The sequence below is a fragment of the Salinicoccus sesuvii genome (assembly GCF_042648145.1).
Classification (GTDB): domain Bacteria; phylum Bacillota; class Bacilli; order Staphylococcales; family Salinicoccaceae; genus Salinicoccus; species Salinicoccus sesuvii.
Genome location: NZ_JBHRWV010000001.1, coordinates 141560 through 167040, shown reverse-complemented (window position 1 = coordinate 167040; position 25481 = coordinate 141560). Strand labels below are relative to the sequence as shown.

Below are 25481 nucleotides of genomic sequence, written 5' to 3'. Positions count from 1 at the left end.
TCAAGTATTCCATCATCCACTATTGTGTCCTTGCGTCTTTGAAATCTCCCTGCCTGCTTGCATAATGTAATCTGCAATAGCTGCTTCGTTCTTTAGCATCCGGTTCTTATTGCCTGCGCAACTGACGGCCGCGATGATGTGACCGGCGTCGTTGTAGACCGGCGCAGCTAAACAATAGACACCTTCTTCACCCTCTTCGTCGTCCACCACGTAACCTTGTGCTTTGTACTTTTCGAGCTCTGTCCTCAAAGTTCGGGCGTCCGTTATCGTATGACTAGTGAACCTTTCATAATCCATACGCTCGAGCAGATCGTCTCTAATATCTTCTGCTTCGAAGGTTAGGAAGGTTTTGCCGAGCCCTGTTGAATGGAGCGGTTTGCGTGTACCAGGTTGCGCTGTCGTTCTTTGGGCACGGTCACTGTCCACCTTGGCTAGGTATATGATTTCGGTCGAAGACCTTATGGCCAGAAACATCGTTTCCCCTGTTAATGCGATCTTGTCTTTGAGTATCGGTAAGCTCGCGCTGTATATATCATTGCTTGTACGGGCCTTATTTCCTGCAATAATCAGCTTATGACCCAGTTTATAGAGATTGCTTTCCGATTTTGTCAGATACCCTCTACCGACCATCGTCTGGAGAAGCTGGGACATGCTGCTCTTTGGAATTTCTAATTCTTTTGAAAGTGACATCAAAGAAACTCCGTTTTCCATACGACTTAAGTATTCGATGATATCCAATACTCTTTCTGCAGATTTTACCGACATGACTGCACCTCACTTCTTGTGTTATTTCTTTAGATGCGTTCTCATATGTGAACAGCGTTCTTATATATGAACTTGTTCCTAATATAATACGCACTCGAAGTAATGTCAACGAAAATATGAAAAGGGTTTCAATTCATTTCCGCAGCATAAAGAAGCACCCGCTCCAGATTGGAATGGGTGCTTCTACTTATGTTCTCTATCCCCTTACAGAATGGGCTGAGTTCCCGACTTTTAGTATATCGGTTTCTACAGATTCAGAAGATGCCTTACCGAACAGGAGACTGCCGCTGATATAGATGATCAAATTGATGATCAGTCCCCAAACACCACTGAAGATGCCAAGAGGTGTAAAGCTTAAGAAGGTGAAGGCGGCTGCGACTAGTGCACCGATGAGCATCCCTACAAATACTGACTTGGCATGACTCCGTTCCCAATAGAGGCCGATGATGATTGCAGGCGCAACTTGCACCAGAATTTCGAGTTTAAGTACGAATATTTGATAGAGTGTGCCAGGCGGGTTCCAGGCAACCATCAGAAGGAAACCGACTACTAGGACACCAATGACCTTACCGACGAGAATCTTTCTGTTGTCTGTGGCACTCTTATTGATATAACGCCCATAAATATCCTTTGAAATAATTGAAGAAAACGTCAACAATACAGAATCTGCAGTGGAAACGATGGCTGCTATGATACCGCCGAACAGCATGATCATGGCAATGTAGAAGATGATATTCTGATTTGCGATGGCACTCGCCATCATGCCGACAATCTGTTCCGACTCTTCCACACTTAGATCTGGGAATGCAGTATAAGCGAGAATACCTATCACAAAGACGACACCGGCTGTTAGAAACGGCATCCATGCCATCTGTGTCAGCGATCGTTTGAGCGTCCGCTCATTCTTGGCTGCAAATATTCTTTGGATGGCATTTGGATAAACGGCTGCACCGATACCGACAAGAATGAGGAAGTTGGTCCATCTGACTAGACCGCCTCCTTCCGGTACACCGAGATTTTCGGGTGAATATGTTCTGATATAGTCCCCCGCTGCTGGCAGTCCACCAAAATAAATGATTGTGCCGATCAGCAGCATAAAGACACCAACCAACAGGGCAACACCCTGCATCGTATCGGTATATGCTACAGAGCGCATGCCGCCGAGCCAACCATAGACAATCATGATGATGATGAAGAATACGACACCGGCCTGGTAGGGTACAGTGCCGCCTGTCAGACCTGCTACACCTTGGCCGATGGCGATCAGCTGTTCAAGTAAAAAGTTGCCGAGCGCATACAGCATGAGTATGGCGGCTAGGATGGAGACTGCTTTCGATTTGAACTTCATATCTAAGAAGTCGACCGGGGTGACGATTTTATGCTTTTTGCTCAGCCGATACATTCTCGGTGCGAAGACGAGATAGACCAAAATAATCATTATAAAGAATGGTACAGTGACGAGATTGGCATATCCCACGCGATACGCCTCGGCTGAATAACCGATTACTGTATTGCCGCTATACTGTGTTGCAAAGAAAGTGAAGAATAGGACCAATGTCCCAAACCCTCTACCACCGAGATAATACTCTTCGAGACTGCTATGTACTTTCTTGTTTCTTATGAAGGTAACGACACCAATCAACAACATGATGACGCCGTAGAAAAGCATGATCAGAATGCCGGAAGTTCCGGAGAATGCCAGTTCCATCTATTTCCCCTCCTGATCTGATTCTTCATCTTCGATATCCCAATGGTACCGTATGACGTATGTAATATAGAGAGAGAGTGTTATTGTGGCACCAACAATAATTAGTGCCCAGATTGGTACCCCATAAATCAACATTGGCGCTCCTCCGGAAGGGAAATACCAAGGGGTAAGCAAGATAAAGATAATGAGAAAGCCAAGCCAGATCTTGTAGTTTCTAATCGGTTCACGTGTTTTCTGTTTCATTGTCTCACCTTTCTTTAGCACCTGCTTATAACATCAGGTAAAGTATAATTACCGATACATTAACACTTAATGACCCAACTTTCTACATTTTCTGAATTTTTTTAAATGAAACCGTTATCTTTTTGCAAATAAAAAATCCCGAACGTGTTCGGGATATAATTAACCTAATCTATAGGAGTTCAGCAACAGGGATGTCACCTTCGATTAGATAGTGTATCTTATTTTCTGGTTTCGAATCGATGATTGCCACGAGGACACTCGCAACATCCTCGCGTGGCACCTCGCCATATTGGACATCTCCTTTATATTCGTAGAGATTAACAGATCCCTTGCCACTTCCATTGGTAAGTCGACCTGGGCGAAGAATCGTATAAGGGACACTGGACTGTTCGAGATGTCTATCTGCGCGGAACTTGGCATGCAAGTATGGTCGCATGTTGCCTTCTACAGCTCTTGGATTCTCAACACCCATACCGCTCACCATAATAAAGTGGCGGACGCCATGCTTCTCGGCAAGATCAATTGACTCCATCGCGCCTTCCTGGTCGATTAGAATGGTCTTGTCAGCGCCTGTGTGTGCACCCGAACCAGCAGTAAAAACCACCGTTTCAATGCCTTCAAATGCATGAGAAAAGTCTTGTTCGAGATCACCAAGTACTGCTCTTACACCGTTGTTTTCAAATGCTTCCACTTGCGCTTCCTCGCGCAACAGAGCGATTGGCTCATGTTCACTCTCCTTCAGTTTATCCACGACCATCTTACCGATCTGACCATTTGCACCAATAACCAACACCTTCATTCAATTCGCCTCCTTGTATTTATAATTTCATGGTGCCTTGCAATAACATTTAAATCAAATGGTCTGCTTAAAATCGTTATGTAACCTATCGGTTGTAATTTGTAAGCGCTTACTTTATATTGAAAATAGACATAATATTTAGGAGGCTAAAAATGCAGGACAATATTGTACTCATTACAGGTGGCGCAGGTGGCATCGGCCAGGCAGCAGCGAAACGGTTCCTCGACGGTGGAGCGAAAGTGGTACTCGTCGATCTGAACAAAGAGGCGCTCGAACGTGCGAAAGAGAATCTTGGTAACGAAAACATTCATCTGATTAAAGCCGACGTAACAAATGAAGAAGATGTCGAGAACTACGTAAAGGAAACAGTCGATATGTTCGGCAAGGTTGATATCTTCTTCAACAACGCCGGCATCAATGGTCCGTTCAAGGAAATCAAGGATCTTGAAAAGAAGGATTTCGAACTGGTGATGGGCATCAATACGACGGGGGTTTTCCTCGGAATGAAGCATGTCATCCGCCAGATGGAAAAGCAGGATTATGGCAGTATCGTCAATACCGCTTCAAACGCAGCTTATATTGGATCTGCGGGTATGCCCGCATACATTGCATCAAAACATGCAGTGGCTGGTCTTACAAAGACTGCTGCACTCGAAGTCGCAGGCAGTCACATCCGGGTCAATGCCGTAGCACCCGCAGCGATCGATACAGACATGCTTTCTGATATCCAGAACAATCTATCGCCTGGAGAGCCAGAGAAGTCCGGTGAGGCCATCAAAGCAGGCATACCGTTCGGCCGCTTCGGTACACCAGAAGAAGTCGCCAAAGTCGTCTACTTCCTAGCTTCTGATGATGCGTCATTTGTGACCGGCTCAATGTACAATGTCGATGGTGGCATGCAAGCCGACTAAAATACAATGACCCCTCCGCCCGATCGGGCGGAGGGGTCATCATTTTTATCGATAAATATGCTTCTTATCCACCATACTGTTCTACAAGGGATTCAAACAGCTGCTCGAGTGCAGCGCTATCAATTTTATGTGAATAAATATCTCTCAGACTATGTAATTTGCCTGCTCGGATCACACTATCGACAGATAGAAGGTTTGCCAAGTCATCCAAAGGATTCTTGTCGAGCAGTATTAGATCAGCAGTATACCCTGCGGCCACCCGGCCGCTATTTTCATAGCCCATTCTTAAGCAAGCGTCCTCTGTCGCCTTTTTAATGACATCACCCCGAGAAATCCCCAATGATTCGAACTCTATCATTTCTTCGATCAATGAAACACCAGGGTAGTTCCATATGCCGGCAGGTGCATCCGTACCAATATATACTTCACCCCCAAGAGCCATGTAGTGTTTCACGATATATTTAATTTTCTCATATGCCCAGTACTCACGCCGTTGCATTTCTTCATCGACATGAGGGTCTATTCTTTCAAACTGCGCATCTATCGAAAGAACTTCATCAGATATGACTTGCGCCAGCTGAATGGAAGCTTCTATGCCACTATGTATGAACGTGCGGCCCCGAGCGAGGTGACGGTACAGAGTCAACGTCGGCACCAGTTTAACTTGTGCATCAAGCAGCCCATTCAGAACTTCAGTCATTCGATTATCATCCAATCGTTCTTCAACGATTTTATCGAAGTCTTCAGCCGACATCTGCGAATGGAACGTTGGATAAAGACTCTGCAGCACTCCAGATGCATGCTCCAAAAAGCTAACACCCATTTTAGCTGCCTTCACACCGTCTATATCTTTGGAATGGATAAAATCAGCTGCTACAGGCAATTGATACTTACCAGCCTGATCAACAACCGCCTCGAGCACTTCTTCTGTAATATTGCCGTAGACCTTTACAAACCGGGCGCTCTGACTGTGGAGTTCATCGACAGCACGGCGCGCTTCATCAGCATCGTTCGTTGAAATATTGCCATAGGAAGTCGGTCCCCAAAGGCCCGGTTCCCCATCGATCATTCGATATGTTGCATAAACTTCCGGTGCATAGCCATCAATGGCTTCGAGCATTTCAAAGTTGCCGGCCGTATTGCGTACTGTAGTGATGCCTGAAGCCAGATAATGTTTAGCGCTCGCTGCTGAAATATGTGTATGCATGTCTACTAGCCCTGGCAGAAGAAACTTCCCACTGCCATCGATGTCGTTCTCAGTTTGCGTATTACTGTTTGTCGAGATGATCTCGCTGTTCCTGATCTCAATATTCCCCTCTTCCAATCCACTCTCGGTAAACCATGCTACATTGCGCACAACATAGTGCATTCTATTTCGCCTCCATATGTGTTGTCAGACTGCCTAGTCCCTCGATTTCAACGGTTACAACATCACCATCCTGAAGCCACGGGCGCCGGTCTTCAGGATAGCCGAGTGCTACGCCTTCTGGGGTCCCTGTTAGAATAATGTCTCCTGGCTTTAGTGTCATATAATGTGAAATATAACTGACCAGCGTTTCACACTTGAATATCATATCGTTAGTATTTGAATCCTGCCGAACCTCACCATTCACGCTAGAGCGGATGCGCAATTTGTTCGGATCTTCTATTTCATTCGCAGTCACGATATAAGGACCAATCGGACAGAATCCATCCAGACTTTTTCCAAGAAGCCATTGGCCACTTCTGAACTGGAATGCTCTTTCAGATAGATCATTTGCTGCGCAGTAGCCGAAAATATAATCCGCTGCCGCTGCTTCAGCCACATTCTTCGCTTCTTTGCCAATAACGATGGCGAGCTCCGCTTCATAATCCACCTGCTTTGCCTCACGTGGAATCACGACAGTCCCTCCACTTCCAGATAGACTGTTTCTATACTTGCTGAAAAGCACAGGGCGATCTGGGGCAGACATACCCGATTCCTCTGCATGCTTTTTGTAGTTCAAACCAACACAGACGATTTTCTCGGCGCAGTCAATGGCAGGACCAAGCGTTACATCTCTCGGTTCGAGAAAGAAGTCAGATACTTCCTCAAGCGCAAATTCAAGAAACTCATCGAGCCCTCTATAACGTTCTATGGCTTCGAGCATGGTCGGATAGGATCCTGAAATATCAAGAATACCCCGCTCTGTCAAAACACCTGGTTTGAGCTTTCCTTCACTATAAAACGTCAGTAGTTTCATGCCTTTTCCCCTCCCTCTGTAAAACTCGTTTCCAGAGGATTATATCACAACATTCAGAAAATATATGGACTATATTAAACCTTTTAATTTTTGACAAATATATTTGTCAAATTGACAATAATGATTTACACTATCTATAAGAGGTGAAATGATGCGAACACGCTTGAAGGAACTACGCGCGCGACACGGACTTAATCAGACACAATTGGCAAAACAGGCCAGAATATCCAGACAGACCGTTAGCCTGATTGAACGTGAAGAATACGTCCCTTCACTTTTGATCGCCAAACGGTTTGCTAAAATTTTCGACGAGCCGATAGAAGAGATTTTCATATTTGATGAGGAGGAACTTTGAATGAAGACCATTTTCAAACTGCTGTTATACGCAGCTGCAGGATTCATCATTGCTTATACTGTGATGAATCCCGATGGATTGTTTCTAGGAAATAGCGAATGGGTGCCAAAAGCGCTGCTGATATTGGCTGTTCTCTCCACGTTCATTGCGATTTATCAATTCTTTCAACTTAGGAAGAACGCCACTGTAAAAGGGGCTGACGAAGACATGATGGAACAGTATAAATATAGAAAGTTTGTAGATCTCACGCTGATCACCGGAATTTCAACTGTTTTAGGCTTTCTTGCCCTAGGTATGGGGACCATCGTAGGTATGCCTATATGGTTTTTGATCACTGCCATTATAAATTTTGTCGTGGCATTTATCATTCAAATACTAGTACCTTCCCTTACAAAATTAATGTATCCTGAGAGAAATTTGCCTGATATATCCGATAAACACTATGCTGATAAGCTACTTGCCTTATCAGACGAGGGAGAGCGTCACGTCATGCTCCATGGTCTTTATAAAGCATATATCAGCACATCCTCACTGCTTTTCATTTCACTTGTCATACTAGTCGTCTACTCTGCATTTACTGGCGATGCCCAAGTACTCGGCATGTTCCTGGTTGCTTCCATATTACTAATATCGAATACGCAATACAGTCTATCGATTCGTAACAGATAAGCACACTAAATCGCGGTCATCGTCCGAAGAAGGACGAGGACCGCGATTTGGCGTAAAAACTTATATAATTTGTCCAATGAAGTACATGATATAGACCAGTGTAATGCCCGTTAACCCAGCGACAAATCCACCAAGGGACCACGCTTTTAGTGTTTGTGACACCGTCAGATTACCGAAACGGTTAACGACCCAGAAACCAGAATCGTTCGGAAGTGATAGGCCGATTGCACCTGAACAGATAGCAAGTGCCAACAACACTGGTGATACTGCAAGTTCAGTGATCTGTGGACCGAGTATACTTGAAGTAGTCACAAGGGCAACTGTTGCAGATCCAAGTGATGCTCTGAGTATCTGCGTAAAAATGAAGGCAAGCAGCAGAATATGTATATTCCAACTGGTCATCATTTCGATCAGGTAGTCTCCCATGCCACTAGCATTGATGACTGCCCCAAACGCGCCACCTGCACCCGTGATGAGGAGTATGCCTCCGGCATCTTGCATTGACTGATTGAACTGTGCCTTATACGGACCTGCGATATAAGGTTTCAGCACTACCAATGAAACGAGTACCGCAATCAAGAGCGCAACGTTCTTATCCCCTACGAAGGCAAAGAATGATGACACTGGATGGTCTGGGATGAAGAGTTGGGACAGCGTATTACTCAAAATGAGCACGATCGGCAGTGCAATAAGTCCAAAAGAAAGCTTTTTGGAAATTTGTCTTAGCGGTGTCTGCACTTCAGTACCATCCACCATCTCGTCCATTTCTTCCGCTGCCTCAGTCTTCATCCGTCTACCGATGAACGTTCCGTAGCCAAAACCACCGACAAGTGTTGCCACTGCAGCAACGAATATACCAGCAACTAGGAAGATACCGAGATCGACACCGATGTTCTCTGCAACCACAAGCGGTCCGGGCGTCGGAATTACCATACTATGAGAGACGATTAGACCTACCGCGAGAGCGGTTACAAAAGTGATCCGGGCAATGCCCGTTTTTGTACTGAGACTCTTAATGACCTTATTTAATATGACGAAAGCAGCATCGAAAAAGACAGGGATAGAAACGATTGTACCGGTTAGAGCAAGACCCGCGGGCGATTTTTTAGAACCCGTCAGGGAGAGGATGCCTTCAGCAATCTTCTCTACTGCACCCGCTTTGGCCAAAAACTGACCAAAGACGATGCCAAGCCCAATGAGAATACCTACGCCTGCCAAGGTGTTTCCGAAACCACCAGCAATAATCGAGGAGGCCTCACTGATCGGTATCCGCACTGCCAGTGCCAGACCGAAAGATGTGATCAACAGCGCAATAAAGGGTTCAATTTTAAACTGCAATATCAATAGGAATAGTACTGCCAGTGCGAGTATGAATAGGATCAGTAACATGTCATGATTCTCCCTTGTCCAGTTTTCTGTAAACATCAAGCAGTGTCCCGGCGTCACCGACATTGCCCGGGAAGACGATATAAGGCATTGATGGATACTTTGACTCCGCCATCGTCAGCCATACTGGAATGCCTTTCTCCGCCTGACCGAGTACACGTGCTTTCCTGACACCAAGTCCGATAGTCGCAAGGTCGCTTGAAGTGATGCCGCCCTTAGCGATGATAAACTTCGGTTTAACCTCGAGGTTCGATACAATTGCGACCAGGCTTTCTGATATTCGCTTCGATATCTTCAGACTCTCTTCCCTATCTTCAGTTCTGATCAGCTCACGAGAGGTGAAGATGACGACGTCCTTGCCATCCTCGATCAGCTGCTCGGCCTTTTTTCTCTGATCCACAATATAGTCGGAAAGACTTGCTGTATCCTTTACTTCCGATACACTGAATTCCAGTGCTTCAATATCAGAAGCGCTGATCAGTTGTTCGAGCTGCTGGGTCGTCTTTTTGACATGGGAACCCACAACGATGATGCCGCCATTCTTGTCATCCTGACTCGTCATCTGAGACTGGTCAAGCACCTCTCCTGGTGTCGCACAGATTGATTTGACAAAGGACGCAGCAGTTCTAAATATGAATTTCCGATCTTCCCGATTCAAATAATCCATCAGAACAGCAGTGAAGAACGCAAGATCATTATCGTTTACAGCATCCACAACGACCTGGTCGAAGTCCGAGAGACCATCGATAAATTCTAGAAGCTGTGCATCATCACACCCTCTGAGCATATCGAGATCGATGTGCTTCACCTCGTTTGCATCTACTTCTACACCACTCTTTTCCGCAACATACTGCTGCATGGTTGCCGCGTTAAAACCGAATGTGGAGTCATTTGCGAATTCGCTTTCATGAACCGGTATGAAATCATCACCTTCTTTTAGGTAATGCACGCCTTGATATGTATAGCGTCCACCCTCAAAGAATGCCGGGATATGGAAAACAGCATCAAACCCATCGGAACTTCGGTCATGGATTGTTTTCGGTTCGACATAAGAATGACCTCTCAAAGTCGAGTCTCCTCTGCTGATGATGAGGTAGGGTTGATCAAGCGCTGCAGACACTTTCTCAAGCATCTGTGTGATTTCTTCATGCACTGCGATGGTTTTTGCTTGAGACAATGCCCTTGAGTTGGTCATAATGTAAAACATGTTATTATCGGATAAAAAGCCGTCGCGAACGAGCGCTTCGTCCCAAGCGGTGTACACATTCAGATCTTTGACAGTCTGTGTGCCGGTTGGGTCATCATCCAATACGACAACTTTGTAATTGAAGTGGTCAAAATCCCTTTCTACATTACAATCTGTCTCTTCATTCACTATATCCCAGTTCATATCTATTCCTACTTTCCATTGATTCTCTCAATATGCTTGATGATGCCTGAGTGATCATTCATTCCGTTGCCATTGATGATTTCGGATTTGTACATCTCTTTCACCATGTTTGTTAGGGGCAGCGTTATCTTCTCTTGGTCACTTGTTGTCGTAACGTTATGCAGATCTTTATAGTTGATATTGATTGTTCCGCCTGGTGTATAGTCTTCAGCAATCATCTTCGGAAACTTGGCTTCCATGACACTTGAGCCCGCAAGCCCATTCCTGATGGCCTCAAACATCGCATCGAGGTCGATGTTGAAACTTTTGGCCAGAACCACCGCTTCCGACAATGCAGCGATATTCGTATTAACGATAATCTGGTTGGCAAGCTTCACCGTACTCCCGGCACCCACATCACCCACTCTGATGATGGACTGCGCCATCGGAGCAACAGCTTCCTTCAATTTTTGGAAATGCACTTCGTCACATCCCATCATGACGGACAACTCTCCAGTGATGGCCAATGCTTCCCCACCACTCACCGGGGCGTCGGCAAATATAACTCCCTTTTCCTGTAGACGACTGTTTATTTCGATAGAGTCGGTCGGCGCAAGTGAGCTCATGTCAAGGACATACTGACCTGGTTGAAGGTGATGAGAGAGCGCATTTTCTCCGTCGAACAGTACACTCTTTACAATGGCACCATTCGGCAGCATGGTGATAATCGCTTCTGCCTGCTCTGCCATCTCCTTTAGGCTGCCGACCGCAGTGGCACCATACTCGATGACCTTCTCCTCGGCTACCTTATTCAAATCATTTACTATTACGGTATAATCGTTCTCCAGCAAGTTCTTGACCATCGGGGCACCCATGATACCTAAGCCAATAAATCCAATTTTCATAATATACTCTCCTTTGGAAACGTTTACTTAAAAAGTATTGTATACTATAACAATAAAAATGTATACATTTAATATAATCTTTTTTTCTTGTATAATCTTTGGTAGATGAGGTGAAGAAATGGATCAGGAGAGAACCCTATATGAAAAACTACGTGAAGATATATTAAATGGTACGTTCGACAAGAAGGAGAAACTGACTGAGGTCAAACTCGCAAAACTCTATGAAGTCAGCCGAACACCGATACGTGAAGTGCTGAAGCAGCTTGAATTCGAGTACCTCGTCAAAGATGGATATATATACATGCCTTCACCTGAAGACTATCGTGACCTTTTCGAAATGCGAATACTGATTGAGTCCCACGCTGTAGAGAAAGCAGTACTGCTTTTTGTAGAGGAAGACCTAGAAGAACTAAGGGGCTATATAAAACAGGCAAAGGCTGGGGACGAGACACTGACACTGATTGCCAACAAGAATTTCCACGACAAGCTGGTGCGCGCGATCAGAAACCCATTTCTTTCTGAAACCTATGACCGGCTGAACTCCACCATCTACCTATTCAGCCGTACGGTTGTTGAAAAGCAGCGCGCCGAACTACTAGATGAGCACGAGCGAATTGTTCAGGCAATAGAGGACAGGGACGATGATGCAGCCAAAGAGCTGATTGTATTCCACCTTCAGAAAGATCTTGAGTTCACACTGTACTATATGTAAAAAATCGTCTGGAACTAAAGTTCCAGACGATTTCTTATTACGAACCACTCTGTTGCCTGCTTTTCTCATGACGGCCGTATACGACGTAGTATATGCCCATAGCTATTAGAATTGATAGCACAAGGTATTGATACAGTCCTCCGTAGCCGAGCGAAGGGACAAGAAGTCCAAGGAAAAATGGACCGAAACCAAGTCCGACTTCAAGCATGATGAAGTATGTGGAAGTCGCTAAACCGATATTCTCCCTTGATGCCAAGTTGACACAGACGGCTTGAGCAACGGATTGGAAGTTGCCAAAACCAATCCCAATCAATCCACCAGCAATGAGCAGGACGACACCTGTCGTGGCACCACCCAAGACGAAGAAACCGATACTCATGATAACGAAAGCTGGATATAGAATGATATTAGCGCCTCTCTGATCGAGAATTCTCCCTGTAAATGGGCGTGTCATCAGTATGGCTCCCGAATATACGAGGAAGAAGAAGCTTGCTGCGGTGACAAGATTCATATCAATCGCGTACAGATTCAAAAATGCCAGAATGGACGCATACGCCAGTCCCATAAAAAGTGCTGAAAATCCCATCGGCATAGCATCCCGGTCGATCACCTTGAACCTTCCAGCCGACAGCTGTCCTTTTTTGACTATGTTGTTCGTCTTGACCAAAGGAAGCAGTAGTGTGCCAAGAAACACGGCAGTCCCTACAATGATGAGTAACGTATTAAATGTCATTATCTCAAGCATTAAAAAGCCAAGGAATGGCCCAATCGCAGCACCAAGAACAAAGCTCAGACTGAAGTAGCTGATGCCCTCACCTCTACGGTTCTCAGGTACTGAGATGGTCGCTAGCGTGTTGACTGAAGTACTGATCAAACCAGTTGCGAAACCGTTCAAGAATCGCGCTGCGATCAGGAGCGCCAAGCCACCATCGATGAAGTACAGAAGATACGTAACGAAAAACAGGACAGCACCGATGTAGAGTATTTTCTGCGCGCCCAGACGATTGATTTGAGGTCCAGTCGTAATACGTCCAACCAGTACGCCAATAATGAAAATGCTCGAAACCAGTCCAGCCGTGCTTGAACTTGCGCCGTACTGCTCAATCGCATAATTACCAATTGTAACAATAGAAACATACATTGAAAATAAGACAATGAAGTGGTAGAAGAAAATAATGACAAACTCTTTTGTCCATATCCGATCACTCATATATTCACTTCTTTCCAAGAACAATACCCCCTTTATACTCTGATGCGCTTCAGTGCATCTATCAGATGCTCCAGCGCTTCATGGTCAATATCACCCAGCATTTCGCGCTGTAATGCATTCATTTGCGTGCCCACCTCTGTAAAAAGCGTTTCTCCTCGGTGGGTCATCGTGAGATACTTGATGCGGCGATCCTCGCCTGTACTCGACTCGATGAGCCCTAGTTCTAAAAGGTGCTTGACCACCTTTGTAGCAGTCGGTTTCTCAATACCGCGGCGTCGGCTGACATCTACAGCCGACGTTTTCCCATGTTTCTCTATATCCTTTAGAATCAGCCATTGGGAACTATATAAATCGTAGGTCGAAAGAATACGGTTCGCCCGGTTGACGTAGGGCCGGTAGACTTCCATATACACATCAAAAAACTGCTGTTCTATATCCATTGGTACTCCCTCCATTAGTTAGCCTAACTAACTATAAATCAGGTGACTGGTACTGTCAACATGACTATCATCGGTCCAGATAACCTTTGTCGGTGCTAGATGTCCGGTTTTTGCTCCAAGAGCTTTGCGGCATGTCTTTTACAAAATGGATTCAGTTTGCTATTCTTTGGGGAAATAAAATGTGATTAGACATGTACAGTTAGGGTGTTTCCTTTGGGGTTGGCAGGGTAGACCTTTGTACGATGCCTGTACTCCGAAATCCGTAAAAGATTTCAGAGTATGCAAAAATGACTGATCAGCATGGAACGGTGGATGGACATTCATGAAAGAAGAAAACAAAAATATCGGCTTGCCAGTTCTGGTCCTGACTATTGGATTAGGCATCGTCGTTCTTTTCACCTGGCTATTTTCAGAGCTCTCTGAGATGCTGATCGAAGAAGAGCTCCAAGGGTTTGACAGCCGAATCACCCTCTTTTTCGACAGGAGTGCCTCTCCGGCACTGGATACTTTTTATACTATAGTCACAGAGCTCGGCTCCGTAGAGTTTTTGGCGGCGGCCTCCATTATCCTGATATTGTTTCTCTGGTTCAAAATGAAGGATATATGGGGCATCATGTTGTTCAGTGCCGCACTCGGCGGAGGTGGTATTCTGACTGCAGTGATGAAAGAATCATATGAACGCAACCGACCTTCGATCAACGAAGCCGTTGATGCAACCGGATTTAGTTTTCCGAGCGGTCATGCGGTTGGCTCATTAATTTTTTATGGCTTTGTCGCTTACCTTATCGTCCGCAGCAGTCGCCAGAAAGGATTTAAAATCTGGGTACTGGTCCTTTCTGTAATACTGATCCTTCTGATTGGTGCCAGCCGCATTTATCTTGGCGCACATTTCCCGAGTGATATTGTGGCTGGCTATACCGTAGGCACAATCTGGCTGATTCTTTGTCTTATGGTACTTGAGTGGATCGAATGGCAAAGCAACAGTGATGTACGTCCGGTTCATACAATGCGCAAGATTCTAGGTGCTATCTATAAGAAAAGCAGAGAGAAGTTCAAACGCTGATGGACTGGCCGAATGCAGAACCCGCATCTATACAGGTAAATTATAGTACAATAATTATTTGATGCTAGAATGAATCACTATAAAGGTAGGTAGAGAAATATGGAGCAAGGTTATGTTGCTGAGAAAGAAATACAGATCATGTATGCCGATACCGATATGATGGGTGTCATTTATCATGGTAACTATGCGAAATGGCTCGAGCTTGGTCGTATGCAGCTGATCGAGGACATCGGATACGACTACGTAGCCATGGAGCGTGCCGGATACTTCGCCCCGGTATATGATCTAAATGTCACCTATAAGAAAGCACTGAAGTACGGCGACCGGGCGTTTGTACGTACATGGATCGAAGAGAACACCGGACTCAGAACCGTTTACGGCTATGAAATTATCAATGGTTCAGGTGAAGTATGTACAGAAGCGACAACAACGCTCATTGTTGTAAAAAAAATAGACGGTGAGTTTAAACCAGTTGTGTTTAAGAAAACTTTCCCTGAATGGTTTCAGAAATACGAAACCATAAAAGTGAAGAAATAAAAAATGTTCCGGAATATTCCGGAACATTTTTTATTTCTAATGCTTATACATACTCTTCATACTCGTTCGGATGCTGGTCTTCCACTCTGCCAGGCTCTCCTTTATCGAGAGCATCAATCGCCTCAAGATCTGCATTCGTCAATTCGAAGTCGTACACTTCAAGATTTTCTTTTTGGCGTTCGCTAGAAGATGATTTCGGGATGACCAGCACATCGTTCTGGAGATTCCAACGCATGATGACCTGTGCCGGCGACTTGCCATATTTCTCACCGATGCCCTTGATGGTTTCATTTTCGAGGACATCATTGATTTCACGGCCGAACGGACTCCATGCTTCCGTCACAATACCATACTTCCTATTGGTCTCGACGAGCGCCTTGTTGTTGAAGTATGGGTGGCGCTCAATCTGATTGGTTGCTGGAGTGACACCTGTTTCATCAATGATACGATCCAGATGTTCTTCAAGGAAGTTCGATACACCGATGGTCTTGATTAGCCCAAATTTCTGAGCATCAATTAGTGCGCGCCAAGCATCAACATACTTGCCTTGCATCGGCAGTGGCCAGTGGATCAAATATTTATCAAAGTAGTCTATACCAATACGGTAGAGGGACTCCTGGATCATGCCGATTGCCTGATCGTAGTCATGTGCAGCACCTGGAAGTTTTGAACTGATGATCAGATCCCTACGTGGGATGCTTGAACGGCGGATTACTTCACCGACTGCACCTTCGTTATTATAGTTCGTCGATGTATCTATCAGGCGGTATCCATTCTCCTCGACAGCCGTCAGCATATTGTTAACACCAATGGCACCTTGGATATTCACAGTGCCCAGTCCTATCTTCGGCAGACTACTGCCATCGTTCAATTGAAACTTTTCGTTGTAAGTCATTTATATCTTTCCTTTCTGAATTTCTATAAATTTTTGTCTACCTAAAATTTTTACTACCGTCGAGTTGAGCAGTTCAGACACTTCGTACTTCGTGGACATATCTGAGAGAAATATATTGATCTGATGAATATCCGCCGACTCCAAGAGAGTCTGATACCGTCCCCATTCTTCTGCATCGGCGATTTCAGTGAAGTGTTCCCATACTTCAGTGAAGTAACTACGAACGGTTTCTACTTCATAGTCCCTATCATACGCCTGATCCATAAGTTTCCTGAGTACATTAGCAGACATTTCAACACCGTCTTCGAATAGACTGTTGATTTCATCATACAACTTTCGGTCCTTGGAGAGGACGAAGTATTTTTCTTCGTTCCACAATTCCAAAAGCATGTCATACTTGTGTTGATTTATTGGGACTTCGCTCATCCGACCGAGAAACGAACGTCTATAGACAAAATGTCTAAGGAGTGGAATCTCACCGTTTGGTGCATGAGTGAGGGGCGCGTTCATCGCATCCATAAACTTAACTTCGTTTGAATTTGCAGCTTTATTGATTACGACTCGACCGAGATAAAGCCCGCTTTTCGGTTTATAATCGGTCATGTTGTCATCCTGCTCTGCGAACACTTCGATAGTTTCCGTCGTTGTATCGTAATCCAATCGGAACTTCAAAGCATCTTCACCATAGTTTTGTGCTGAATAGTAGGAGTGAGCCATGTTTGTATCTTTCGGCAACCAACGGACAAGTCGTCCAAGATGCCTGTAAAGATTGCCTGCACCAAAAATCCTGACAAACTGCAGTGGGCTTCTACTTTCTAAAAAATGGTGGATTCTATAGAACAGGTCTATATTCTCATGCGCTGTGGAGAATGGAAAATAAGGAAACGTCACCCCGATGATATCGATCGGACGCGCTGGATGTTCAAAGCGTATGGCACAGCCTTTGACATTAATCAACCAGTCTGGGACCTTCTCAGATGTCGCCACATTGGATAGGCGGACAACCGCGTGATCGACCTCTCCGATGAGTGACTTACCGGCGTCATTGAGTAGAACTTCGGCTCTGTAATTCGCGCCGTTTCCATGTGCCCTTCTGGCACCTGGATCGTGAACGTTAAAGCGCTCAATCAAATCGATGATTGTATCTGCAGCAGTTTTCATCAGAAGCCCTCCCCCACTCAAGTACGTGTGCCCTCCATATGACGCTTGTCACAATAGTAGCTACCTATATAAACTTCACCTTTTTGTCCTAATTTAAACCTCTTTGTCGATTGCAACACCTTTCAAAAGATGAATCAATAAGAAAAAGTTGCAGAGCCTTTATTAGGTTCTGCAACTCTACTTTTAATTACAGTGAATCTTCTATCGGTGTATCGCCTTCATGAACATAGAATGTTTTATTCTCAGCTTTATTGGTATCTACGATATGAGCGAGCACGCTTGCTACATCTTCTCTCGGAATCTCCGCAACCTCCGTGCCACCTTCAAAGAGCTTCACTTTGCCGGTGCCTGCGTCGTTTGTGAGCATGCCTGGACGCAGAATAGTATAATCCAGACCTGATGCTTTCAGATATTCATCCGCTCGATGCTTCGCGTACATATAGGCTTTAATCTGATCCGCGTTCTTTGGATCATCTGCACCCATTGAGCTGAGCAGGACAAAGTGCTTCACGTCTGCCTGTTGCGCGTTATCCACAGACTCAATTGCACCTTCCTGATCGATGATTACTGTCATATCAGTATCTGTATCTCCACCAGAACCTGCTGCAAACACTACAGAGTCCACACCTTCAAATGCATGGGAGAAATCTTTTTCAAGATCTCCGAGTACTGTGCTGATACCTTTATCTTCAAATTGTCCCTGCTGCTCTTCTTTACGCACCATTGCTATTGGCTCGTGGCCTTTTTCTTTAATTTTTTCAACGGCTTGATGGCCGACCTGACCATTTGCACCTATTACAAGTACTTTCATGTAGTCGTTCCCTCCTTGTGTTATCCGTCATCTATACCCACACAAGGTGGGGGGGGTAAACATGAAATTTTTGGCAATTAGCCAAGCGCAACGTCAAGAATCATCATTAAAGTAAATCCGAGCATTAGGCAAATGACTGCCAGATCGGAATGACCATTTTTCTGCGTACTCGGAATCACTTCCTCGACCACCACAAACAACATCGCACCAGCAGCCAGAGCCAAAGCGTATGGCAGTATCGGACTCATGAAAGATATCGCTAGTATACCGATGACCGCTGCGATGGGTTCGACGATGCCTGACATCCAGCCGAAGAAGAAACTTTTGGTTCGCGACATCCCCTCTCCACGAAGTGGCATGGAAACAGCCATACCTTCAGGTACGTTTTGTATACCAATGCCAAGAGCCAAGGTCGTCGCCCCGACTGCTACGGCCATCGGATCGGCGTTGGATGCTAGAGCACCGAACGCAATCCCAATAGCAAGCCCTTCGGGAATGTTATGTAGTGTAATGGAAAATACAAGCAGTGTACTTCTACGTTGGCCCTCAGCACCTAGCCCCTCCTTACGCCCATCCGGACCGTCTCGGTGGGTATGGGGAATGAGCTTATCGAATGCGTATATAAATAGACCGCCGAGCAGAAAACCGACCGCTGCAGGGAACCACTCGCCAATGGAGTGATCCTGGCTATTTTCGATGGCTGGCGCGAGGAGCGACCAGAAACTTGCAGCAATCATAACGCCGCCTGCAAAACCAAGCATCATATCCAGAAACTTTTCATTCACTTCTTTTGTAAGAAATACGACAGCTGCGCCTACACCGGTCATGATCCATGTGAACAGTGTCGCGATCAGTGCCTGTAGCCAGGGGTCGAACCCAATAAAAGTATCAATCATATTCGCAATCCTCTCGATATTTTCAACATTCGTGTAGAAATAATAGGTCAATTTAACGTATAGTAGCCGTAATGTGACTTATCCATGTACATACCACCCCTATCATCTCTTAAACGGAGGGAATATAATGAAATCCAGTCTCGCTCCTATCATGATCCTCATCGCCGCCATTTTATGGGGAACCGCCGGCACTGCCAAAACCTATCTCCCCGACAATGTGGATAGTTTGTCCATCGGAGCCATGCGCCTGATTATTGGCAGCCTGATTCTGATCGTCATTGCACTAGCGATGAGGCAGTTCAAATTAAAGGGCTGGCCCTGGCGATTGGTTTTCTCAGCAGGAATCGCCATGGCGCTTTTCCAACCCTTCTTCTTTAATGCCGTCACCCTCACAGGTGTTGCTGTCGGTACCGTCGCAGCTATTGGAAGTGCACCAATGTTTTCCGGAGCAATCGAATGGGTTTTCCTTAAAATAAGACCGAGCCGAGTTTGGTGGATTTCTACCACGCTCGCTATATTGGGCTGTGCACTATTGATGACGAATACTGGCGCAGTCACAGTAAATCCTCTCGGCATTCTCTCTGGGCTTGGTGCGGGGCTGACTTTCGCGAGCTATACGATCATGAACGCGAAGATGGTCAAAGACCACCCACCCATCGCTACAACCGCAATCGTCTTCACAATCAGCGCTCTGCTTCTAACACCATTCCTATTATTGAACGACCCATCTTGGGTGGTGACAGCAAGCGGCATTTCAGTTTCTTTATATATAGGACTATTCGCCACTGGGCTTGCGTATTTTCTATTTGCGACTGGGTTGAGGTATGTGCCTTCCTCTTCCGCAGTGACTCTGTCGCTGGCCGAACCGTTGACAGCCTCGCTCCTCGGCGTACTATTCGTCGGAGAGAAACTCAACTCATGGTCGTGGGCCGGTCTTATTATGCTACTTTCTGGACTCGTCCTGCTTGCACTGCAATCAAGACAAAATTCTAAAGCAATGCGCACGCAGCTTTAGAATTTAATCGGATAGGACGTATTTCCATGCCCTGAACCAACCGGCTGAGGTCCTCGCGATTTCCACCGGGAAAATACAGAATGCGAACTTATGGCTTCCCTCAGCTGCTTAATATCATATCTATTGGGCACGCTATTTATACTGACCACAATTTTATCTTCAATCGGATCCAGCGGGAAATTGGCTATGATTACTTCTGCATCATGTTCTGCAAGCTGATCTAGACTTGTAATGCTGCCATTGCACACTTTGATATCGATCTGGCTACCGAATTCTACATCGAGCAATTCCTTTGATATCTGTGCGTGATAAATATCAAGATTGCTAATCAGTAACGCTTTGACCTGTCCCTGCTTCTCAAGATAAAACTGAGGCAGCCCCTTCCAATGAATGATCAGTGTATAGAGCAGATGATTAACAAAGTCGTTTTTAACATGGAACGAAAGTTCGTCTAAAACATGTGTCAACCCTTCCTTAGCGGCTGAAAAGAAGTCCGGCATATGTGCTTCAGCCACTTCCAATATCGGATTGACACCTTTGAAAAAGACGCTCTCTACATATATTTCGAAGTGCTCGAAGTGTGCCGTATTATGCAGGTTAAGAACAATGTGCTCACGATTGTAGACAGGGATATTGAAGCAACGGGAGAGTTGCTCGACCAATTCAGAAAAATGCAAGTGAGACTTATTGACTTCTGGTGAAGCGAAGGAAGCACTGAGCAGTGCACTATATGTAAAATGCACGTTTTTCTGAGCATATCCGTAAAATATATCACTCAGTAGAACTTCATCAAGATTTTGCTTGAGCATATCGTTGAGCTTATCGTACATTTCCCCATCCTGCTTCAACGCATCAAGTAGAAAAGCCGCCTTATCACAATCGAAGTCAAAAGAATCCAGAGCATGATTTTGATTGATTCTCATAATTGATACGGACATCAAAATTTTTATGTTTCTGATTACTGCGAAATCAAGTGGTTCATTAAAAGTTTTCATTACAAAGATGACGACTTCAGTTAACACATCTTGATCTATATCGTCAAAAGGCCAAGAAACACCTTTATATTTTTCGCTGAGATATTGTGCATAGAAATGCCTTATTTTCTCCTCCTGCCCTTCAATACAGCATGGATTGGTCGAAAAATGCAGGTTAAAGTCCGCAGAGAGTATATGATCTATTACGCGGATGCGACGGTATGTAGTAGAAGTGCTAGTATGAAAATAGTCTGCTAGCTCATCGACTGATATGCCTTCATTGAAGAAAATATGTTCGAGCATTGAATGCTCCATCGATAGCTCGAAGTAGCGTCTAAATATGTGATCCAGATTCTTACCCTTATAGAATACTAGTTCAAAACATTTATCCTTATGCTCAATCTCAAATATTCCCGTCCCGATACTATGATTAATACTATGAATATCTTCTCTCAATACCCTTTCTGATATATCCACCTCTCTAGCAAGCTCTTCTACTGGTACTGGCTTAAAGCGAGTCGCCAAATACCTGATGATGTCCTTATGTCTTACAAACCATGTTGGTAGCACCCTTCTCAAAACTTCACCTTCTCCTCTTATTCTAATCGTGTATTATTTTACCATTAATTCTCATATCGTGTATTCCAATGTGCACCAAATGACAAACGTTTGCACCAAGGAACTTTTATTTAGTAACTATAGCGAATATTTATTATTCAGATTGATCCTTTATACCCTATATTATTCTAAAATCCCATTATTTTCTATAAATCCTCTAAAATCGTCTTTCAAAAAGTGCACTCGTTAAGCGTTACGTTGATTTGTGCACTCATTCACTTACTTATAAAATGATTGTAGTACACAAATAGACAGTAAATATTTGAAGCATAGAGGAGGTTTTGAAAATCAGAAAAGCGAGCTCCATTCTTCTGCTTCTTCTTCTATTGCATTCCACTTTCCTAGACAGTCTGGTTTTCGCAGCTCAACCTCCTGAAGGCACAGATGGTACTGGACTTGTTGAAGTGGAAGGACATGAAGAGAACGGTATTATAGCATGGCACATAAAAGTGAATGCCCATGTTAAGACCTATGCAGAGGGTAATCTGAACATTCAATTGGAAGGCGGGCATGTACTCGCTCCAGGAAATATCAGTACGATAAAGGATAAAGTCGGCACACTAGAAGAAAAAAGTGATGGTACATATTCAATCGCCCTTGAAGACCCATCAAAAGTTTCAAACTTTATTCTCACAACGAAAATTACGGATCAGAACACTTCGAACTACATATTAAGTATCGAAGCATCAATGGATCAGGATAAAATTTCAGCAGCGGGCGTACATTATACTAAGCAGAGTATCGAGGGCACGATCAAGTACATCAACATGCCGGAAGATCAAGCACCTGAATCAACTACTATTCATTTAATAGACACAGCAACATCAGACACAGTTGAGACTCTGGAAGTACCATCAAATAAATCTACATTCACTTTTGAAAATATCCGCAAATACAACGATAACAACTCTGAAATTCTCTATAAGTTGGAAACCGAAACACTTGGCAACTACTATACGAGCGTGGAAGGAACAGAAATCGTACACAAATATCTGGAGGCGGAAATCGAAGGTACTATCGCCAATACTGCACAGGCTGCATTTAGCATTGAAGTTATCAACGACCAGACTAGTGCAGTCGTCAGAACAATGGATATGGAATCAGATGCCAAAAAATACAAGGTTGAAGACCTACCACTAAACGATACCCAAGGAAATCCGATACCTTACACTATCCGCCCCGTGGTTCAAGAAGGACTCGAAATAACAGTTAAAGATAACACTATAGAAGTAGATGATATCGAAACCGAAGAAAGTTCAGAAGAGCCATCTAAAGAAATCTCTGTGGAACAACCTAAAGACACCCCTAAAGAAGTTCAAGAAGAAAGTGACAACGCAGAGACATCTGGCGATGAGCCCGTGAAGCTGGGAGGAGCAGTTGGCTCGCCCGAGGAAGATGAAACGACAACAGAACCAGTAAATGAAATTCAAGAGAATCTAGACGCATCTAAAGTGGACACTGCAGAAATTGATGAATCTGAAAGTGAAGCCGATTCACCTGATAACGAAAAAGATAAAAAAGAACTAGAAAATGAAATAACAGAAGAAACTACCGAGGAACCAAAACGTAACGAAGAAAGTGAAACGACGGGTGACACAAAGGCTGAGATACTTGAGAAAAAACCAGGACAAAACGCAGAGAACTCCAAAACCCAAAAGTTCGTACTGGAAGAAACAAAATTAGTTGATACTGAAACAACGACTTTTAGCAACCTAACTCAAGAATACAGTTTCATGCCGAGCATGGCGTTTGCGTTAGGAACGATATCTACGTCAGGAGAGCGTCCACTCTTCCCGAGTTGCGAAAGCACTATGGCACTACCTTTTCCTGGCATCGCAAACAGCCAGTCAAATATTGAGAGGATGGGGTGGCAGGAGCACGATCTTTATAGAAACCGTACACCGCAACCAATAAAGTATGAGGAAGGTTACTTACAGAAATGTGCCACGCCCAATGGTGGAGATCACTCGTACAGCATTAATGTATCTACACAAGGAAGCACAACCACCACCGCCCAGCCACTTGACATCGTAATGGTACTGGACAATTCCGGCAGTATGGATGATCGATACGCCGATGGAACCACACGATGGCAAAGAACCCGGGCGGGCGTCGTAGACTTTGTTAAAACCATGACCGAAGACAATAAAAACGTTCGCATATCCATCGTTAGCTATTCTTCGGATATCATTAGCTCCAGTAATTTGACGAATGATACTTCACGCATACTTTCAGCAATTCCTCAGAAGAACCCGGGAGGCGCCACCTTTACGCAACTTGGTTTGATGGAAGGAGAAAGAATGTTATCTCTATCCCCTTCGAGTAACAAAAAAGCGATGATCGTGTTGACCGACGGTGTACCTACTTATAGTTATGAAGGAACTAGTGTCTCCACCCGTTGGAATCCTGAGAGTATCGATTCCTTTAACAGAAGAACAATCAAAGGTAATGGTAGAGATTTTCAACTCGGCAGAGAAAGGTACGGGATATACAACTCTCTTCTTTCTATGTTTTTTCCAACGACAATTACAGACCACGGCCAACCGACAATATCGCAGGCAAGACTGATACAGGAAAGAAACCCAGAACTAGAGATATATACTGTCGGCATCGATTTAGGAAACGCTTCTTCCGGAGATGCATCGGCAGCTGACATCGATAACCTACTTGCGAAAATTGCGAGTGATCCTGCGTATGCCTACAAATCAGTCAATCCTGCCAAAGGCCTGCCGGCCACCTTAAAAGATATACAAAAGAAAATCTCTATCGATTCTTTTAATAATGGCAAAATTATAGATCCAATCGGAGAGATGTACGACCTTAATCTCGGCTTTAATAAAGTATTCGATGACAGCGACTACACCTTGACTGCTTCGTCATCTGAAATAAAAAATGCAGCAAAAGTATCGTATAATCCTACAACCCGTACCTTGTCTGTAACAGGAATCAATTTGGGAAAGAACGACTGGCTGAATTTGAACTACAATGTCGTTCTCCGTACAGATGACCCAAATTTTAAAATGGATACGTGGTATGCAATGAATGGAAGAACCACTGTTGTGCCAACCAGGACAAGTACTAGAGTACTTGATTACCCGGTTCCTGAAGCCAAGGCTGTACCTAAAAAATATGATTTCATATTCACAAAAATCAATGAGAATGACAGACCATTGGCAGGTGCGAAGTTTCAACTGAAAAATAGTGAGGGTAGCGTTACTGCTATGGCAACATCTGGTAATGATGGAGTAGTGATCTTTCCACAAATGTCCATCGGTGAGTATGTATTGATGGAAACATCTGCACCTGAAGGCTACCAGCCGGATGGTATCAAGTACAAAGTGACTATCGAGAGGGACGGTACATATATTATCAATGGAAAATCACATGACGCGCAGTCATTCTTCGTAAAAAACATGCCTAAACTGAGCAAGCTGAAAATCATCAATTATACGTCGAGCAGTGAGGCCAAAGCCTTACCGGGAGCTGTTTTCGAACTCAGAGCCCTCGATGGAAAAGTCATAAGCACAGGTCTTTCTGACAAAAATGGTGAATTAACATTCAGTGAGCTGAGATCCGGCGACTATCTACTGGCGATGACAAAAGCACCTGAAGGACATTCATTGAACAGCGAGCCCGTGAGAATCACTTTGAACGGCCAGGATGTAGAAACAGTCGAAATAGAAAACACACCACAGATGCTCCCTGAAACAGGCGGCATGGGCACTATCCCTTTCTTCGCTATCGGACTCTTCATCGTCTTTTTTTCATTATTTTCTAAAAATAGATTAAATATCAAATAAAGATGCTAAGCATCATA

24 protein-coding genes are annotated in these 25481 nt (G+C 44.5%); 8 read left to right on the top strand and 16 right to left on the bottom strand.

Annotated features, from left to right (window positions below; all coding sequences use genetic code 11):
- Positions 1-12 precede the first annotated feature (12 nt).
- The 4 genes from ACFOJ8_RS00920 to ACFOJ8_RS00905 all read right to left on the bottom strand — a co-directional run bounded on the left by ACFOJ8_RS00920 (position 13) and on the right by ACFOJ8_RS00905 (position 3515).
- A complete protein-coding gene (locus ACFOJ8_RS00920) occupies positions 13-765 on the bottom strand; it encodes an IclR family transcriptional regulator (protein WP_380651416.1) in 753 nt (250 codons plus the stop codon).
- A 196-nt stretch (positions 766-961) separates the two neighbouring features.
- The gene (locus tag ACFOJ8_RS00915; RefSeq protein WP_380651414.1) at positions 962-2473 is read right to left on the bottom strand and encodes a sodium:solute symporter family protein; all 1512 of its coding nucleotides are present in this window, start codon (positions 2471-2473) and stop codon (positions 962-964) included.
- Positions 2474-2716 (bottom strand): hypothetical protein, encoded by a 243-nt coding sequence (locus ACFOJ8_RS00910; protein ID WP_380651411.1) that lies wholly within the window; start codon positions 2714-2716, stop codon positions 2474-2476.
- Between the two features lie 169 nt (positions 2717-2885).
- Positions 2886-3515, bottom strand: a complete 630-nt coding sequence (locus ACFOJ8_RS00905; protein ID WP_380651409.1) for an SDR family oxidoreductase — start codon at positions 3513-3515, stop codon at positions 2886-2888.
- Positions 3516-3667: 152 nt separating this feature from the next.
- Here ACFOJ8_RS00905 and ACFOJ8_RS00900 point away from each other — a divergent pair, with 152 nt between their 5' ends.
- On the top strand, positions 3668-4426 hold the full coding sequence (locus ACFOJ8_RS00900) for an SDR family NAD(P)-dependent oxidoreductase (RefSeq protein WP_380651406.1): 759 nt from the start codon (positions 3668-3670) through the stop codon (positions 4424-4426).
- Between the two features lie 64 nt (positions 4427-4490).
- On the opposite strand, the gene ACFOJ8_RS00895 is transcribed toward ACFOJ8_RS00900, so the two are convergent.
- Both ACFOJ8_RS00895 and ACFOJ8_RS00890 read right to left on the bottom strand, forming a co-directional pair.
- Positions 4491-5795 carry an amidohydrolase family protein gene (locus tag ACFOJ8_RS00895; RefSeq protein WP_380651401.1) on the bottom strand — a complete coding sequence of 435 codons (1305 nt, stop codon included), beginning with the start codon at positions 5793-5795 and terminating at the stop codon, positions 4491-4493.
- A gap of 1 nt (position 5796) precedes the next feature.
- Positions 5797-6648 (bottom strand): fumarylacetoacetate hydrolase family protein, encoded by an 852-nt coding sequence (locus ACFOJ8_RS00890; RefSeq protein ID WP_380651399.1) that lies wholly within the window; start codon positions 6646-6648, stop codon positions 5797-5799.
- 151 nt (positions 6649-6799) lie between these two features.
- Here ACFOJ8_RS00890 and ACFOJ8_RS00885 point away from each other — a divergent pair, with 151 nt between their 5' ends.
- Both ACFOJ8_RS00885 and ACFOJ8_RS00880 read left to right on the top strand, forming a co-directional pair.
- The gene (locus ACFOJ8_RS00885) at positions 6800-7003 is read left to right on the top strand and encodes a helix-turn-helix transcriptional regulator (protein ID WP_380656963.1); all 204 of its coding nucleotides are present in this window, start codon (positions 6800-6802) and stop codon (positions 7001-7003) included.
- The gene (locus ACFOJ8_RS00880) at positions 7004-7672 is read left to right on the top strand and encodes a DUF3169 family protein (RefSeq protein WP_380651397.1); all 669 of its coding nucleotides are present in this window, start codon (positions 7004-7006) and stop codon (positions 7670-7672) included.
- Between the two features lie 60 nt (positions 7673-7732).
- On the opposite strand, the gene ACFOJ8_RS00875 is transcribed toward ACFOJ8_RS00880, so the two are convergent.
- The 3 genes from ACFOJ8_RS00875 to ACFOJ8_RS00865 are packed head-to-tail and all read right to left on the bottom strand — an operon-like array spanning position 7733 to position 11332.
- A complete protein-coding gene (locus tag ACFOJ8_RS00875; RefSeq protein ID WP_380651395.1) occupies positions 7733-9061 on the bottom strand; it encodes a GntP family permease in 1329 nt (442 codons plus the stop codon).
- A gap of 1 nt (position 9062) precedes the next feature.
- Positions 9063-10448, bottom strand: coding sequence for a four-carbon acid sugar kinase family protein (locus ACFOJ8_RS00870; protein WP_380651392.1), 1386 nt, complete (start codon positions 10446-10448; stop codon positions 9063-9065).
- 8 nt (positions 10449-10456) lie between these two features.
- The gene (locus ACFOJ8_RS00865) at positions 10457-11332 is read right to left on the bottom strand and encodes an NAD(P)-binding domain-containing protein (RefSeq protein ID WP_380651389.1); all 876 of its coding nucleotides are present in this window, start codon (positions 11330-11332) and stop codon (positions 10457-10459) included.
- A 118-nt stretch (positions 11333-11450) separates the two neighbouring features.
- Between ACFOJ8_RS00865 and ACFOJ8_RS00860 the strand changes: the two genes are divergently transcribed.
- Positions 11451-12044 carry a GntR family transcriptional regulator gene (locus ACFOJ8_RS00860; RefSeq protein WP_380651386.1) on the top strand — a complete coding sequence of 198 codons (594 nt, stop codon included), beginning with the start codon at positions 11451-11453 and terminating at the stop codon, positions 12042-12044.
- A gap of 37 nt (positions 12045-12081) precedes the next feature.
- Here the strand turns inward: ACFOJ8_RS00860 and ACFOJ8_RS00855 are convergent, their stop codons facing one another.
- Both ACFOJ8_RS00855 and ACFOJ8_RS00850 read right to left on the bottom strand, forming a co-directional pair.
- A complete protein-coding gene (locus tag ACFOJ8_RS00855) occupies positions 12082-13272 on the bottom strand; it encodes an MFS transporter (protein ID WP_380651384.1) in 1191 nt (396 codons plus the stop codon).
- A gap of 14 nt (positions 13273-13286) precedes the next feature.
- A complete protein-coding gene (locus ACFOJ8_RS00850) occupies positions 13287-13694 on the bottom strand; it encodes a MarR family winged helix-turn-helix transcriptional regulator (protein WP_380651381.1) in 408 nt (135 codons plus the stop codon).
- Positions 13695-14016: 322 nt separating this feature from the next.
- Here ACFOJ8_RS00850 and ACFOJ8_RS00845 point away from each other — a divergent pair, with 322 nt between their 5' ends.
- The gene (locus tag ACFOJ8_RS00845) at positions 14017-14757 is read left to right on the top strand and encodes a phosphatase PAP2 family protein (protein WP_380651379.1); all 741 of its coding nucleotides are present in this window, start codon (positions 14017-14019) and stop codon (positions 14755-14757) included.
- A 99-nt stretch (positions 14758-14856) separates the two neighbouring features.
- Positions 14857-15294 carry an acyl-CoA thioesterase gene (locus ACFOJ8_RS00840; protein ID WP_380651376.1) on the top strand — a complete coding sequence of 146 codons (438 nt, stop codon included), beginning with the start codon at positions 14857-14859 and terminating at the stop codon, positions 15292-15294.
- A 43-nt stretch (positions 15295-15337) separates the two neighbouring features.
- Here the strand turns inward: ACFOJ8_RS00840 and ACFOJ8_RS00835 are convergent, their stop codons facing one another.
- The 4 genes from ACFOJ8_RS00835 to ACFOJ8_RS00820 form a co-directional block, all read right to left on the bottom strand.
- The gene (locus ACFOJ8_RS00835) at positions 15338-16189 is read right to left on the bottom strand and encodes an aldo/keto reductase (protein ID WP_380651374.1); all 852 of its coding nucleotides are present in this window, start codon (positions 16187-16189) and stop codon (positions 15338-15340) included.
- A complete protein-coding gene (locus tag ACFOJ8_RS00830; RefSeq protein WP_380651371.1) occupies positions 16190-17350 on the bottom strand; it encodes a hypothetical protein in 1161 nt (386 codons plus the stop codon). It abuts the gene before it with no gap.
- Between the two features lie 187 nt (positions 17351-17537).
- Complete coding sequence (locus tag ACFOJ8_RS00825) at positions 17538-18161, bottom strand: SDR family oxidoreductase (protein WP_380651368.1); 624 nt, start codon at positions 18159-18161, stop codon at positions 17538-17540.
- Positions 18162-18238: 77 nt separating this feature from the next.
- Positions 18239-19057, bottom strand: coding sequence for a ZIP family metal transporter (locus ACFOJ8_RS00820; protein WP_380651365.1), 819 nt, complete (start codon positions 19055-19057; stop codon positions 18239-18241).
- 127 nt (positions 19058-19184) lie between these two features.
- On the opposite strand from ACFOJ8_RS00820, the gene ACFOJ8_RS00815 reads away from it, so the two are divergent.
- Positions 19185-20072, top strand: a complete 888-nt coding sequence (locus tag ACFOJ8_RS00815) for an EamA family transporter (RefSeq protein ID WP_380651362.1) — start codon at positions 19185-19187, stop codon at positions 20070-20072.
- Here ACFOJ8_RS00815 and ACFOJ8_RS00810 read toward each other — a convergent pair.
- Complete coding sequence (locus ACFOJ8_RS00810; RefSeq protein WP_380656961.1) at positions 20069-21616, bottom strand: M protein trans-acting positive regulator PRD domain-containing protein; 1548 nt, start codon at positions 21614-21616, stop codon at positions 20069-20071. The two genes, ACFOJ8_RS00815 and ACFOJ8_RS00810, sit on opposite strands and share 4 nt — an antisense overlap.
- A 329-nt stretch (positions 21617-21945) precedes the next feature.
- Here ACFOJ8_RS00810 and ACFOJ8_RS00805 point away from each other — a divergent pair, with 329 nt between their 5' ends.
- Complete coding sequence (locus ACFOJ8_RS00805) at positions 21946-25464, top strand: SpaA isopeptide-forming pilin-related protein (protein WP_380651359.1); 3519 nt, start codon at positions 21946-21948, stop codon at positions 25462-25464.
- Positions 25465-25481: the final 17 nt, after the last annotated feature.

Bases quoted from the DNA above. Each gene is read 5' to 3' on its own strand.
- ACFOJ8_RS00915 (WP_380651414.1), bottom strand. From the start codon at position 2,473: ATGGAACTGGCATTCTCCGGAACTTCCGGCATTCTGATCATGCTTTTC.
- ACFOJ8_RS00885 (WP_380656963.1), top strand. From the start codon at position 6,800: ATGCGAACACGCTTGAAGGAACTACGCGCGCGACACGGACTTAATCAG.
- ACFOJ8_RS00865 (WP_380651389.1), bottom strand. From the start codon at position 11,332: ATGAAAATTGGATTTATTGGCTTAGGTATCATGGGTGCCCCGATGGTC.
- ACFOJ8_RS00920 (WP_380651416.1), bottom strand. From the start codon at position 765: ATGTCGGTAAAATCTGCAGAAAGAGTATTGGATATCATCGAATACTTA.
- ACFOJ8_RS00895 (WP_380651401.1), bottom strand. From the start codon at position 5,795: ATGCACTATGTTGTGCGCAATGTAGCATGGTTTACCGAGAGTGGATTG.
- ACFOJ8_RS00880 (WP_380651397.1), top strand. From the start codon at position 7,004: ATGAAGACCATTTTCAAACTGCTGTTATACGCAGCTGCAGGATTCATC.
- ACFOJ8_RS00875 (WP_380651395.1), bottom strand. From the start codon at position 9,061: ATGTTACTGATCCTATTCATACTCGCACTGGCAGTACTATTCCTATTG.
- ACFOJ8_RS00815 (WP_380651362.1), top strand. From the start codon at position 19,185: ATGAAATCCAGTCTCGCTCCTATCATGATCCTCATCGCCGCCATTTTA.
- ACFOJ8_RS00820 (WP_380651365.1), bottom strand. From the start codon at position 19,057: ATGATTGATACTTTTATTGGGTTCGACCCCTGGCTACAGGCACTGATC.
- ACFOJ8_RS00905 (WP_380651409.1), bottom strand. From the start codon at position 3,515: ATGAAGGTGTTGGTTATTGGTGCAAATGGTCAGATCGGTAAGATGGTC.
- ACFOJ8_RS00835 (WP_380651374.1), bottom strand. From the start codon at position 16,189: ATGACTTACAACGAAAAGTTTCAATTGAACGATGGCAGTAGTCTGCCG.
- ACFOJ8_RS00890 (WP_380651399.1), bottom strand. From the start codon at position 6,648: ATGAAACTACTGACGTTTTATAGTGAAGGAAAGCTCAAACCAGGTGTT.
- ACFOJ8_RS00860 (WP_380651386.1), top strand. From the start codon at position 11,451: ATGGATCAGGAGAGAACCCTATATGAAAAACTACGTGAAGATATATTA.
- ACFOJ8_RS00840 (WP_380651376.1), top strand. From the start codon at position 14,857: ATGGAGCAAGGTTATGTTGCTGAGAAAGAAATACAGATCATGTATGCC.
- ACFOJ8_RS00845 (WP_380651379.1), top strand. From the start codon at position 14,017: ATGAAAGAAGAAAACAAAAATATCGGCTTGCCAGTTCTGGTCCTGACT.
- ACFOJ8_RS00850 (WP_380651381.1), bottom strand. From the start codon at position 13,694: ATGGATATAGAACAGCAGTTTTTTGATGTGTATATGGAAGTCTACCGG.
- ACFOJ8_RS00900 (WP_380651406.1), top strand. From the start codon at position 3,668: ATGCAGGACAATATTGTACTCATTACAGGTGGCGCAGGTGGCATCGGC.
- ACFOJ8_RS00830 (WP_380651371.1), bottom strand. From the start codon at position 17,350: ATGAAAACTGCTGCAGATACAATCATCGATTTGATTGAGCGCTTTAAC.
- ACFOJ8_RS00825 (WP_380651368.1), bottom strand. From the start codon at position 18,161: ATGAAAGTACTTGTAATAGGTGCAAATGGTCAGGTCGGCCATCAAGCC.
- ACFOJ8_RS00870 (WP_380651392.1), bottom strand. From the start codon at position 10,448: ATGAACTGGGATATAGTGAATGAAGAGACAGATTGTAATGTAGAAAGG.
- ACFOJ8_RS00910 (WP_380651411.1), bottom strand. From the start codon at position 2,716: ATGAAACAGAAAACACGTGAACCGATTAGAAACTACAAGATCTGGCTT.